Source organism: Dellaglioa sp. CoH-56-MRSF-12, assembly GCF_056782075.1.
Window position 1 is genome coordinate 123,564 of the sequence record NZ_JBXAYD010000001.1, and the last position, 13,037, is coordinate 136,600.

General features: G+C 33.8%; 11 protein-coding genes. 7 read left to right on the top strand and 4 right to left on the bottom strand.

The genetic code is table 11. The features are described from left to right. Positions 1 to 105 precede the first annotated feature (105 nt). Entirely contained in the window at positions 106 to 1,545 is a 1,440-nt protein-coding gene (locus tag AC1RPY_RS00605; RefSeq protein WP_481761145.1) for a catalase, read from the top strand. Between the two features lie 86 nt (positions 1,546 to 1,631). Here the strand turns inward: AC1RPY_RS00605 and AC1RPY_RS00610 are convergent, their stop codons facing one another. Then, the gene (locus tag AC1RPY_RS00610) at positions 1,632 to 2,519 is read right to left on the bottom strand and encodes a polysaccharide deacetylase family protein (RefSeq protein WP_481761048.1); all 888 of its coding nucleotides are present in this window, start codon (positions 2,517 to 2,519) and stop codon (positions 1,632 to 1,634) included. Positions 2,520 to 2,670: 151 nt separating this feature from the next. Between AC1RPY_RS00610 and AC1RPY_RS00615 the strand changes: the two genes are divergently transcribed. After that, positions 2,671 to 4,485 carry a glycerophosphoryl diester phosphodiesterase membrane domain-containing protein gene (locus AC1RPY_RS00615; protein ID WP_481761047.1) on the top strand — a complete coding sequence of 605 codons (1,815 nt, stop codon included), beginning with the start codon at positions 2,671 to 2,673 and terminating at the stop codon, positions 4,483 to 4,485. Positions 4,486 to 4,636: 151 nt separating this feature from the next. Next, on the top strand, positions 4,637 to 5,440 hold the full coding sequence (locus AC1RPY_RS00620) for a Cof-type HAD-IIB family hydrolase (RefSeq protein WP_481761046.1): 804 nt from the start codon (positions 4,637 to 4,639) through the stop codon (positions 5,438 to 5,440). Positions 5,441 to 5,491: 51 nt separating this feature from the next. Here the strand turns inward: AC1RPY_RS00620 and AC1RPY_RS00625 are convergent, their stop codons facing one another. Beyond that, positions 5,492 to 5,893 carry a pyridoxamine 5'-phosphate oxidase family protein gene (locus AC1RPY_RS00625; RefSeq protein ID WP_481761045.1) on the bottom strand — a complete coding sequence of 134 codons (402 nt, stop codon included), beginning with the start codon at positions 5,891 to 5,893 and terminating at the stop codon, positions 5,492 to 5,494. 357 nt (positions 5,894 to 6,250) lie between these two features. Here AC1RPY_RS00625 and AC1RPY_RS00630 point away from each other — a divergent pair, with 357 nt between their 5' ends. The 3 genes from AC1RPY_RS00630 to AC1RPY_RS00640 all read left to right on the top strand — a co-directional run bounded on the left by AC1RPY_RS00630 (position 6,251) and on the right by AC1RPY_RS00640 (position 9,668). Beyond that, positions 6,251 to 7,810 carry an MFS transporter gene (locus AC1RPY_RS00630; RefSeq protein WP_481761044.1) on the top strand — a complete coding sequence of 520 codons (1,560 nt, stop codon included), beginning with the start codon at positions 6,251 to 6,253 and terminating at the stop codon, positions 7,808 to 7,810. 189 nt (positions 7,811 to 7,999) lie between these two features. Continuing rightward, on the top strand, positions 8,000 to 8,815 hold the full coding sequence (gene thiD, locus AC1RPY_RS00635; protein ID WP_481761043.1) for a bifunctional hydroxymethylpyrimidine kinase/phosphomethylpyrimidine kinase: 816 nt from the start codon (positions 8,000 to 8,002) through the stop codon (positions 8,813 to 8,815). Between the two features lie 109 nt (positions 8,816 to 8,924). Beyond that, complete coding sequence (locus AC1RPY_RS00640; RefSeq protein ID WP_481761042.1) at positions 8,925 to 9,668, top strand: SDR family oxidoreductase; 744 nt, start codon at positions 8,925 to 8,927, stop codon at positions 9,666 to 9,668. 51 nt (positions 9,669 to 9,719) lie between these two features. Here the strand turns inward: AC1RPY_RS00640 and AC1RPY_RS00645 are convergent, their stop codons facing one another. Both AC1RPY_RS00645 and AC1RPY_RS00650 read right to left on the bottom strand, forming a co-directional pair. Continuing rightward, positions 9,720 to 10,130 (bottom strand): peptide deformylase, encoded by a 411-nt coding sequence (locus AC1RPY_RS00645; RefSeq protein WP_481761041.1) that lies wholly within the window; start codon positions 10,128 to 10,130, stop codon positions 9,720 to 9,722. Between the two features lie 210 nt (positions 10,131 to 10,340). Then, positions 10,341 to 12,188 carry an FAD/NAD(P)-binding protein gene (locus tag AC1RPY_RS00650; RefSeq protein ID WP_481761040.1) on the bottom strand — a complete coding sequence of 616 codons (1,848 nt, stop codon included), beginning with the start codon at positions 12,186 to 12,188 and terminating at the stop codon, positions 10,341 to 10,343. Between the two features lie 176 nt (positions 12,189 to 12,364). Here AC1RPY_RS00650 and AC1RPY_RS00655 point away from each other — a divergent pair, with 176 nt between their 5' ends. After that, a complete protein-coding gene (locus AC1RPY_RS00655) occupies positions 12,365 to 13,036 on the top strand; it encodes a YoaK family protein (RefSeq protein ID WP_481761039.1) in 672 nt (223 codons plus the stop codon). The last annotated feature ends 1 nt before the right edge of the window (position 13,037 follow it).

Sequence of the window (13,037 nt, forward strand, 5' to 3'; positions counted from 1 at the left end):
ATATTTAAAACCTACTTTCCGATTCAAGTTATAAAAGTCAAAATAATTGTAATTATCAGTTTAGGTGCTAGGATTGGACTTATAAATAAGATAATAGGAGGAATCATCATGGGGGATTTAACAACAAATGAAGGTCAAACATGGGCGAATAATCAAAATTCACAAACAGCTGGGGCTCGTGGACCGGTTTTAGTTCAAGATTACCAATTACTAGAAAAATTGGCACATTTTAATCGAGAACGTATTCCAGAAAGAGTGGTCCATGCAAAAGGGGCAGGGGCTAAAGGCTATTTTGAATTAACTAGAGATATGAGTGATTATACTATGGCAGGTCTTTTCAATGGTTTGGGCAAGAAAACGCCAGTCATAACCCGTTTTTCACAAGTAGCTGGTGAGGCAGGTTATCCGGATACTTATCGAGATGTACGAGGATTTGCAGTAAGATTTTATACAGATGAAGGTAACTACGATATTGTGGGTAATAATACGCCCGTTTTCTTTATTAATGATGCTTTGAAATTCCCAGATTTTATACATTCCCAAAAGCGTGACCCAAAAACGCATGCTAGAAGTCAGGATATGCAGTGGGATTTCTGGTCGTTATCACCTGAAACAGTTCACCAAGTAACAATGCTTATGAGTGATCGTGGGATCCCTGCTAGTTACCGAATGATGCACGGTTATGGAAGTCATACTTTTAAATGGGTAAACAAGCAAGGTGAACAATTTTGGGTTAAATATCATTTCAAAACAAACCAAGGTGTTCATAATTTAAGTAATGAGGTTGCTGAAGAATTAAGAGGAAAAGATTCTGATTACTTACAAAATGATTTGTATAATGCGATTGAGGATCAAGATTACCCCAGTTGGACAGTAGCCGTACAAATTGTGCCTTACAAAGCAGGATTAGCCTATCCGCAAGATATCTTTGATGTTACGAAAGTTATTTCGCAAAAGGACTATCCATTAATTGAAATTGGCCAAATGGTTTTAGATGAAAATCCAAAAAATAATTTTGAAGATATTGAAGAATTAGCATTTTCACCAGCTAACTTCGTTCCAGGAATTGAAGCCTCACCAGATAAATTACTCCAAGGACGCTTATTTGGTTATAAAGATGCTGCAAGATATAGATTAGGTGCTAACTATGAACAATTGGCAACTAACCGTCCTAAAAATGAGGTTCATAATTATGAACGAGATGGTTTAATGGCGCAAAATCAGAACGGTGATGTTAACTATGAGCCCAACAGTTTAGGTGGACCTGAAGAAAATCGCCATGCAGAAGTTCATGGTGATACATTGGATGGAAAAGTAGGCAACTATTCAGTAAATGAGGATTATTATACTGCTGCCGGTAAATTATATCGATTGTTACCTACTGATGAAAAAGCACGTTTAATTGAAAATATTAAATTAAATCTGGGACAAGTTAAAGATATTGAGATAAAGATTCGTGAAACTAAACAGTTTTATCAAGCTGATAAGGAATACGGAACACGTGTCGCAGAAGCATTAGGGTTAGAACTAAGCTTAATTAAATAATTCTTTCGGTGTATTAAAATGTTTAACAAAAAAAAGGAATAAATCACTGTAATCAAACAGCGATTTATTCCTTTTTTTTGTGTTGTTTACATGCCGTGTTCTAAAAGATACTTGTAAGAAATATCTGATAAATCGGGTGAGATACGGACACGATGCAAGGTGAATAGTCCTTGGCTTTCATTAGCGAGTCCTGGTAATGTCGTTAGACCAAGTTTGTAGCCTGCATCTTTAGCAAGTTTAGCGGTCTGGTTATTGAAGCGACCAACTGGATAACAAATAATTGATGTCTCTTGATGAAATTTATTGTTTAGCCATTTTTTCGAATTCTTAAATTCAAAAGTTTGTTGTGCATCGGTCATCTGATTAAGTTCCTCATGATGGACAGTATGACTTTGAATACTTACTAAACCTGATTTTCGCATCTCGTTCATTTGTGGCATAGTTAGTTTGTTTATGTGGCCAAAGTGGCTTGTAATATAGTTGATGGTTGCTTTTTGATGATATTTTTTGAGAGCAGGATAAGCTTTTTCATAGTTATCCTTGTAACCATCATCAAAAGTAATCCAAACAATTTTATTAGCAGGTTTTTTATGTGTTTTAAAAACTTCGATAGCTTCAGCAGGTGATAACGTGTAGTAACCATTTTTTTTAAGCCACTGCATTTGATGGGCAAATTGTGCTTCAGGAATACGAAGTGAATTTCCAACAGAAATACTATGATACATTAAAATTGGAAATTCGGTCTGGCCCTTAAATGATTTCCAATGCGAACTGTCTATTTTAGTATTTGAAATGAGCTTATTTTTCTTAATAGTTTTCTTGGGTAAAGATGAACTTACCTTTTTAGAGCTATTTTTTTGGTGATTAGTATTGGAAACGGAGTGAGAATTTTGAATGAAAAAGAATAATGAACCAATAGAGACGATTAGGACTAAGAATAATAAGATAAACCAACCTTTTTTATGTTTTAACATGATGAACTCCTTTTATGAGAAACGATACTATCTAATTTACCACGCTAAGGTAGTAAGATTCAATTTTTACGCGGATAAAGTCAATAAATGTAAAAAAAGGTAAGGCTATGATAGTATAAAGTACATATTAAATATTTAATTGGGGGAAAATATGCGTAGAACATTTCATTTTTTAAATCAAAGTTATAAGGAATTTTTTCAACACTGGAAATTGTATTTTATTTTAGTAGTTGTTACTAATTATATTTTATCTGCAGTGGTACAACCAATCTTAACTTGGGTGGTAAGCCAGATACTTAGTAGTAACCAAGTCGAATATTTAACCTATACTAACATTATTTCGGTTATTGAGGATAAACCTATATTATTAATTGAGTTTATCCTTGTTATATTAGTTATATTAAGTATTGTTTATATTCAAATGTCTTTCATGATCAGGGGTATTCAAGCTATTCGTTATGATTTAAAAATTGAATTTAAGTCATTATTAAAACAATCAATTCATGACGTTTTAGAGTTACGTCCTTTAACAGCGTTGCTCGTTATTTTTTACTTCGTTTTAATTTTACCATTTGGACAAGTCTTATTTACATCTACTTTATTAAATAAGGTGACTATTCCAGATTTTATTCTTCAAGATATGTGGACAAGTCCAGCTATCTGGGGCCCAATACTTTTAGTCTATGGTGTAGCATTTTTCTTCTCTATCCGATTAATTAGTTTTATTCCAACTATGTTGTTTAGTTCAGAAAAAAGAATCGGTCATTTAATTAAACAAAGTTGGGAAGCTGGACGTGGCAAATTTTGGATAACCGTCACAAAAGGATTAGTAATTACGGCTTCTATAGCTTTTATATCAGGAATTGTTCAAATTAGTTTGTTCCTAATTCAGAACTATGTAGATAATCATTTTCAAAATCAAGCATTTATGATTGTGATGTTTAATCTGTTTATTTTGGAAATTTTAGGACAAATCGTATTAGCTTTAAGTGTGACTATGTTGTTAGGTATTGCGCTAGATGTTTTTGAAGAACAACAACCGCATTTGAAACCCGTTCAAGAAACATTCTATAAAGAGAAACGCTTTATTAAATTACAGAAAGTTAGTGTCGTTGTTCTCCTGATACTAGTTGCAGGGACAGCTTCTATTTATAATTATGTTTACTTAAAGGGGATGCTAAATGACTATCCAGTTCTTATTTCTCACCGTGGAGTTGATGATGGAAATGGTGTACAAAATACCATTCCTGCCTTAGAAAAAACAGCTAAAGAGAAACCTGATTACATCGAAATGGATATTCAAGAAACAAAAGACCATAAATTTGTTGTTATGCATGATCCAAATTTGGAAAATTTAGCGAATGTTAATCGGACAGTACATGATTTAACATTATCCGAGTTAACAGCATTAACTGTTCGTGAAAATGGTTATTCAGCTAAAATTCCAAGTTTCGATGAATATTTAAAGGCAGCAGAGAAGAATCATCAAAAATTATTAGTTGAAATCAAAGTATCTCCGCAAGATAGTCCCAATATGACTAAAAACTTTGTTAAAAAATATCAAAAAAGACTATTAGCTGATAAGGATCGAATTCATTCTTTAAGTTATGATGTTGTTTCACAAGTAAAAAAACAAGCACCAAAGCTTTATATCAGTTTTATTATTCCATATAATATATCATTTCCAGAAACACCAGCAAATGCGTACACTATGGAAGCTACAACTCTAGATGACTCATTTGTGAGCAAGGCACATGATAAGAACCAGGATGTCTATGCTTGGACTGTAAATGATGAAACGATTATGCAAAAGATGTTATTTATGAACGTTGATGGTATTATTACGGATGACTTTGGTACACTTAAACAAGTTGTTCAAGCTAATAATGATCATCCAAGTTATGCAAGTAAATTATCAATATTCTCAAATAGATTAACGGGAATTAGCATAACAATCGATAATTAAATTAGTTAGGTTAGGAAACATAAATTAGAAAAGATTACTATAGATTAGTAGTCTTTTTTAATTTTGTCTAGATGTTAACGTTTACACTATTTAGGTGGCATGCTATGCTTAAGTTGCTACTAAACTGAAATCAGAGGAGTGTCTAGTAAGTATGATTAAAATTATCGCATCAGATATGGACGGCACGTTATTAAATAATGAAAATAGTATTTCGAAGGGTAACGCAGCGGCTATTAAGAAGGCTCAAGAAATGGGAGTGACTTTTGTTGTTGCCACTGGACGAAGTTATGATGAGGTAAAACCCTTAATTGACGCAGCAGGTATTAGTGCACCGATGATTAATTATAATGGGGGCGCTACGGTAACTGAGGAAGGCAAACAAATTAATAGTTTTCCAATATCAAAAAAAGAGGCACAAAAACTCATTAAATTTTTGAAGAATGAACATGCCTTTTTCAAAGTTATGACGTCAAAAGGTGTTTATTCAGATGATCCTCTTAAATATGATGAAGCGGTTATCAAATTAAACTTAAATCCTATTCATTATATAGACGATTACAGTGAAATTATTGATGATTCTGAAATAGATTTGTTTAAATTTCTTATTCGAAAAACGGATGAATCAGATGACTTATCTGTTTTAAAAAATAAAATTGAAGAAAATGAAACACTCATTGTGACTTCTTCAGGGGATAATAATCTTGAAGTTAATCATGTTAATGCACAAAAAGGGATTGCGTTGAAAAAATTTGCTGATAGTATGGGTATTCCTATGTCAGAAGTGATGGCAATTGGCGATAATTTGAATGATATATCGATGTTAAAAGCTGCAGGTATCAGTTATGCAATGGAGAATGGTCATCAAATTAATAAAGATATTTCTAATCATCATGCAAAAAAGAATGATGAAGATGGTGTTGGATTAGCTATTTTAGAACAATTAGCTCAAAAATAAGACAAAAGGACTAAATCCCATTTACGGGATTTAGTCCTTTTGTCTTAATATTTAATCAGCAATTAAATCACCAGCAGTTGGGCCAGCATCTAATTTGTAAATACGTTCAACATCAATGATGACAGCATAGTACATTTTTGGTAAATGGCGTTCTTCACCAAATTTAACAGCATCGTCAAAAATTTTACCGGAATCAATTAAATGTGCTGTGCCTTCAAACCGGAAGCCTTTTAGATTAGGACGATCTATAACAGCAACAGCTGCACGGCCATTATTTTGAAGATTGTGTAATGCATGTTTAGCTGTTTCTTCATTATAAATCAAATGCGTATCATCAAAAACACGCATTGATCCTTTAGGACCAACTTGTGGGAACCCATTTTCATCTACGGTTGAAAGAAAATTAAGTTGTTCAGGAATCATTTTTTTCATATCTTCTGTTAATTTTGCCATTATAAAATCTCCTTTTTATTTACTTATTATAAGTAAAACTTATCATGATTAAGGTATATTGGCAAAATATTAGCTTTACAAAAAACTTGCAAATAGGGCTAAAAAAACTATACTTATATGAGTCTAATAGTGATTTCTAAAAGGACTTCGAAGAAAGACGCTAAAGTGATATGTATAGATTATTAATTTTAACAGTACTAATGAGTCGTAATATGTCAGGATATAAGTTACGATTGGTATTGGAAAAATGGTCGTCCATGATTCTAAATGGAATGAAACTTATTGCTTTAAAATATGTGGTATGAATTATATTGGTGTAGTGGAGCAAATTAAAGATATACAAAAGGAGAATAAAAAATGAAAAAAGCAACAAATCGTTGGGTAGCATTGTTCGCTATGAGTTTAGGTGTTTTTATGGGCCTTTTAGATGTTACTGTTGTAAATGTTGCTTTACCAAGTATGGCAGTTGATTTTAAAACAACATTTAGTGATTTACAATGGATATTAAATGCATATACGTTAATGTATGCAGTCAGTTTATTAATTGTTTCAAAATTAGGTGATATGTTTGGACGAAAAAAAGTCTTCATCGCTAGTACAATTTTGTTTACGATTGCATCTGTTGTAAATGGGCTTGCACCAAACTTATTAGTTCTTGATTTTGGTCGAGCAGTTCAAGCAATTGGTGGTTCAGGAATGATGAGTTTATCAATGGCGTTAGTTGCGTCTAACTTTGAAGGCCGAGAACGTGGGACAGCACTTGGTATTTTAGGATCAGTTATTGGATTCTCAACAGCAATCGGACCTTTAGTTGGTGGATTTTTAGTTGAGAACTTTGGTTGGCCTTCAATTTTCTTTGTTAATCTACCGGTCGGTATCATTGCGATTTATTTGGTTATTAGAAATGTTAAAGAAACACCTGCATATGGCGCTGGGGAATCGATTGATTTTATAGGAATGATTCTTTCAGCAGTTGGATTATTTGCTGGTATTTATGGCTTAATTCAAAAAGAACAACATATGCATTGGGCTTGGACTGATATGCATGTTATGGGATGGTTAATTGCATCAATTTTAATCTTAACTGCCTTTGTTTTTGTAGAGTTAAAAGTTAAATCGCCAATGATGAATTTAACATTATTAACAAATCGTCATTTTGTTGGTGTTGTAATTCTTGCATTTGCACTTGGTGCTGGTATCTTTGCGTTAGCCGCTTATCAAACAAGTTTAATGCAAAATTATATGGGATATTCAGCCTTTTCCACGGGATTACATCAACTACCTATGAGTTTATGGTCGCTTGTCTTAGGTCCTTTTACAGGAGTTCTAGGATACAAGTTTGGTAAAAAGTGGATGATTTCACTTGGATTTATCGTTGCCTCACTTGGTTTATTTACGTTTAGCCAGGTAACAACAACGGACTTTACCTACATGCAATTACTTCCGCTTCTTGTATTAACTGGATTGGGTAACGCTATTATTAATCCGATGATTAATACTGCTGCTATGGATAATATTAATCCAAAAGAAATTGGCATGGCATCTGGTTTATTGAATGTTTTTCGTCAAATTGGAATAACAGTAGGCGTTGTAATTCTTGGTTTAGCACAAACTAAAGCATATGAATCAAGTTTGAGCACTGGTTTTAGTGATAGTCATATTCCTAGTGTAGCTGCAACGGGTATTCAGCAAGCCTTAGTAAATGCAGGAGCATTTTCTGGACATATGGTTGCGTGGAGTCAAAAAATAATAGCGACTCCTTATGCTGATAAAGTTCAAAAGATTGTTTTAACAGCTTTTGATAAAGGCATGATTCAAGTTGTTTTAACATCATTGGTCATTATGATTATTGGAATTCTAGCAGCAGTCTTTTTATTAAGAGAAACAAAAAGTGTCGATCAAAAATTAGATAAATAAAAAAACTTTTTTTATGTCATTAGGTTTATAAGAAGTGAAAGCTGTCATTTAAAATTTTGAGTGGCTCTTTAATGATACCGATATATTTCTGAAGCGTAAGACTCCTAATAGTATCGCTGTTTATAACAAGGCGTATGATAAAATAATATTAATTTAAAAATAAATCATCCAATAAAAGGGAGATTAGTAATGACGAAAATAATTCCTAAGGTTTTAACAATTGCTGGTAGCGACGCAAGTGGTGGCGCTGGTATGGAAGCAGATTTGAAAACATTTGAAGAGTTTGGAACTTATGGTATGGTTGCGCTAACTTCAATTGTTACCATGAATCCAGATGCTGGATGGGCACATAACGTAACTGTTATGGATGCTGAATTAGTAAAAGCACAGTTGAAAACGACAGGTGCCGGCGGAGATATTGCTGCAATGAAAACAGGGATGCTTGGTAGTGTTGCAATTACAGAAGTAGCTCGTGAAAGCATTTTAGAAAAAGAGATTAAGAATGTTGTGATTGATCCTGTTATGGTTTGTAAAGGTGAAGATGAAGTATTAAATCCAGAAGCAGCTGATGCTATCCGTGATTTATTGATCCCAATTGCGACAGTCACAACGCCTAATTTGTTTGAAGCTGGTGTTTTATCTGGAATGGGAACTTTGAAATCACTTGACGACATGAAACAAGCAGCTATTAAGATTCATGAGTTAGGTGCAAAAAATGTCGTTGTTAAAGGCGGTAAAGCTCTTAAGGGTGAAAAGGCGCTTGATTTATTTTATGATGGAACTCAATTTGAGGTTTTAGAAACTGAAAAGATAACGCCTGCTTATAATCATGGAGCAGGATGTACATTTGCAGCGGCCATAACTGCGGGCCTTGCAAACGGATTGTCAGTTAAAGAAGCTGTCTATAAAGCAAAAGATTTTGTAACTGCTGGAATTAAATCAGGTTTTGCATTTAATGAATACGTAGGCCCTTTATATCACGCTGCTTACCGTTTAAATAAATAGGTACTAGAGACTCACTTTTATTTTGTATAAAAATGAGTCTTTTTTTGTTGACTTAGAGTGCACTTTAAAGAGTAATGTAAACATACTAATTAAATTGGAGGATAATGATATGTCAGTAGAAAATAAAGTTGTTGTTATTACAGGAGCATCAAGTGGTATTGGTGAAGCAACGGCCAGAATGTTAGCTGAAGGTGGGGCTAAAGTCGTTTTAGGTGCTCGTCGTGAAGCTAAGTTAGCAAAGATTGTTGAAGAAATTAAAAAGAATGGTGGTCAGGCAACATATGCCGTTACTGATGTCACTAAGGCAAGTGACGTTAAGAATTTAGTTACTTTAGCACAAGAAACTTTTGGTGGGATAGATGTTATATTCAATAATGCTGGAATCATGCCTAACTCGCCCTTATCGGCTTTAAAAACGGATGAATGGGATGATATGATTGATATCAATATCAAAGGTGTATTGAACGGAATTGCTGCAGTGTTGCCTATATTTATTGAACAAAAACATGGACATGTTATTACAACATCATCTGTTGCAGGCATTAAATCATTCCCAGATGCAGGTGTTTATGGCGCAACAAAATTTGCTGTCCGTAATTTAATGGAAGTTCTAAGGACAGAAAGTGCTATGGAAAAAACAAATATAAGAACATCAACCTTATATCCAGCAGCAATTAACACAGAATTATTAAATACTATTACGGATGAACAAACCCTTTCAGGGATGTCGTCATTTTATGAACAAGTTGGAATTGATCCGGTCGCAATTGCACGCGTGGTTAAGTTTGCCATTGATCAACCAGAAGAAGTTAATGTTAATGAATTTACGATTTATCCAACTGCTCAAGCTTAAATTTAAATAATAAAAAAATCTCGAGAATTTATTTTCTCGAGATTTTTTCATTTAGATGATAATACCTTCACAATGATCGACTTCGTGTTGAATGATTTGTGCCATCCAACCTGAAAACTTTTGGGTTTGTGGTTGAAATGATTTGTCTAAATAATCAACTGTAATGGAATCATATCGTTGTGCTGGACGTTCGCCAGTCAACGAAAGGCAACCTTCATTGACGTTGTAACGTCCAGATTTTTTTGTAATCTTAGGATTAATAAAGGGAACATTTAGATTACCAAATTGGCAAACGATAATTCGTTTATTCACACCAATCATATTGGCAGCCATTCCAACACAAACCTCTTTATTTGCTTCTAATGTATCTAATAAATCGGTTACGATTGAGCCATCATTTTTAGTTGCAATCTCAGCTTTTTGTGCGAGAAATATTTCATCGTGCATAATTGATTTTATCATTTTTCTCCTTTGATTTAAGTAGCATAATTAATAAAGAAATGTTGATGGATATCTAGTTAATGATTTTATCATGATTTAGAATATAATGTTATCCTCAAGTAGAAAATTATTATTTTAGGATTAATTAACGTCAATTTAATAGGTAAAAGATATTAAAAAAGTGAGTCATACTCTATTCTCAATATAGGGTATGATTCACTTTTTTAATTATTATTTATGTGACTCTTCTGTAAAAATAGCTTTAACAATATCATTAGCTGTGCGTAAACTAACATCATTTACAAAAGGTCTTGGACTTGCAGCTGTTAGCCAATGAACACCATCAGTCGGAACACCCCAGAAGTATAAACCAGGTTGCGGTGTCTTATGCTCATCTAGTAATAAATTGCTGACAGGGTCAACGTTGACTGCGCCATCTATAACAGAATCACCTTTAGTTGGATTTAAAATTAAAGGATTGGCGATTTTTGTATCGAGTAACTGTTTTATTAAAGGACTTGTTGCTGTTGTCGCATGAACAGCAGGAACGCGTGCTTCAATTAGAGTTGTTGCTAAGTAGCGTTGATCTGGTTGGTTTGCACTATATGTTTCAAATTGATGATCTTTAGTATCGACGACCATTCCAGGTTCTAATAGTGTAACAACATCAGCTTCAACGAGTGCCCGTAATTGTTCAACTCTAATGGTAGGAGGCCCGATTGTTAAAAAGTTATTTAATGAATTAAACCAGCCTAAGAAGTTAGTTAAATAGTCATCATCTGTTAAGAGACGGTTATCAATTAATTGTCTAACCGGAAGACGTAAGTCACGTAAAACCTCAAGAGCACTGGTCAATGGTCCGGTCTTAGTACCTAATTTTGCATCTACTGCATCTTTTTGTAAATGGTCTAACATAACGGCTTTGAAATCTTCATTAGGTTTTTTAGTCATTGGATTTCCTAGATGATCCCAATTAAAGCGATCTTCTTCAAGAATAATTGATCGCTCAACGGTTACTTTAGGATCTTTTAAGAAAGCTAATTGGAATTTTGTTAAATCGATTTTTGGATAATTCTGTGCGACAAGTAATGAATAATATTGATATTCAACGTCATGACTTAATAAGGTCCAAAATTCATTGAAAGAAACGGTACCATTTTCCATGAAAACTGCCATTTTAGCCGCCGTTAAAAAATGAGCTTGAGTTTCTTCGCCGGGTGATTTTTGATTATCCCCTTTGGCATGATAAGGCCATCCACGACGCGAACCTGCCACAATGTGAGGTTCGTTACCGTTTGCTTGATATTGTAGTTGCCCGTTCTCTAATCGCTTAAATAGACCACCACGGCCTACAGTCAAACGGGTCACTAAATCAAAGAAGCTAAGACCTAAGCCACGTAAAATAACAGTATCTTCGTGCGTGATATGATCTAGTTTTGTTTCATTTGGAAAGCCTGGTAAAACATAAGTTAACTTGTTTTCTGTAGCGAATGTATCAAATCTTTTTTGTCCGACAGATAATTCATTTTCAAGATTACCTAAAGACATTACGACATAGTCAACGATGCTAACTGAAGGTAAGGCGGTTGTGATTTCAAATTGATCAGCTTTTTTTGAAATTTGTGTAACCGTACTTTTATTCAAATTAATTGTGATATTGTTAGAGGCACGTTTAAGTAATTCAGCGTAGTACCATTGGATATAAACACCAAAAAGTGCTCTTGTTGCATAATCGTTTGGATGTAAATCTTTAATTTCAGTTAAAAAATCCGCTGAATAATTATTTATTTCGATAAAATCATGAGCATCAGATTGAGCCCATTCGAAAATGTTTGGTCCTGGGATAACTGGACCAATAGATTGGACGCTTGTTCCATAGAATAAACTAATTTGTTGAGCTGCGGTATTCATGATTAATTCGTGTGGTTGAGTTGGTGACCATACGCGCCCACCAACACCATATGGATCATATAAATCAATAGTAAGTGGTGAATTTGAAGGATCTGCTTGTTGCCAAGCAATGAGTCGTTCAAGTGTAATCAGACCTCGTGGTCCGGCACCAATAATGGCTAAATGCATAAAAGTAATCTCCCTTGTCTTATAAAAACTAATTTCATTATAAACTTTAAAACAGAAAAAATCGCTTGATAACGTCTTTAATAGTAAAAATTAATCGTATATTCTTGTTAACTTCTGATAATTTAGTATACTTAATTTGAAAGAATATTTTAAGTACAATCTGAAAGAAGGATTTGATGAAAAAACCAATGTCACTATTGGATAGGGTACTGTTCGCTGGATTAATATTTGCCGGCGGGGGATTTGATGCGTATACCTATATCGTACATGATGGTGTTTTCGCTGGTATGCAAACCGGAAATTTAATTATATTAGGTATTGATATGGGCCAAATGAAATGGGGGGCCATATTCGATCATCTGATTCCAATTTTTGCTTTTATGATTGGTATTATTATAACTAGAAATCTGCAACATCGATTTAAAGAAGAAGATTCAATTAATAAACGACAACGATTTGTTATCGGTATTGAGACGATCCTTTTAATTATTGTTGCATTTATTCCAAGAAATTGGCCAGCACAGTTATCTACAGGAATCATTTCAATGGTTGCAGCAGCTCAACTTCAAGAATTTAGACAAATCAACGGAGGACCTTTTACGTCATTTATGATGACGGGTAATTTGAGGACAATGGCTGAAAGTTTTTATGACGGAATTGTTAAAGGTAATATAATCGCAATGGCTAAAGGTTGGCGGATGTTGGGTGTCGTCTTAGCATTTCTTTTTGGCGCAATTTCTATGGGTGCTATGGTACCGATAATGGGAACTAAAACGATATTATTAGCTGCATTTTTCTTGTTATGTTCATTGATTGGGCTACAATTAAATCCAGAAAAAAGATTATAAA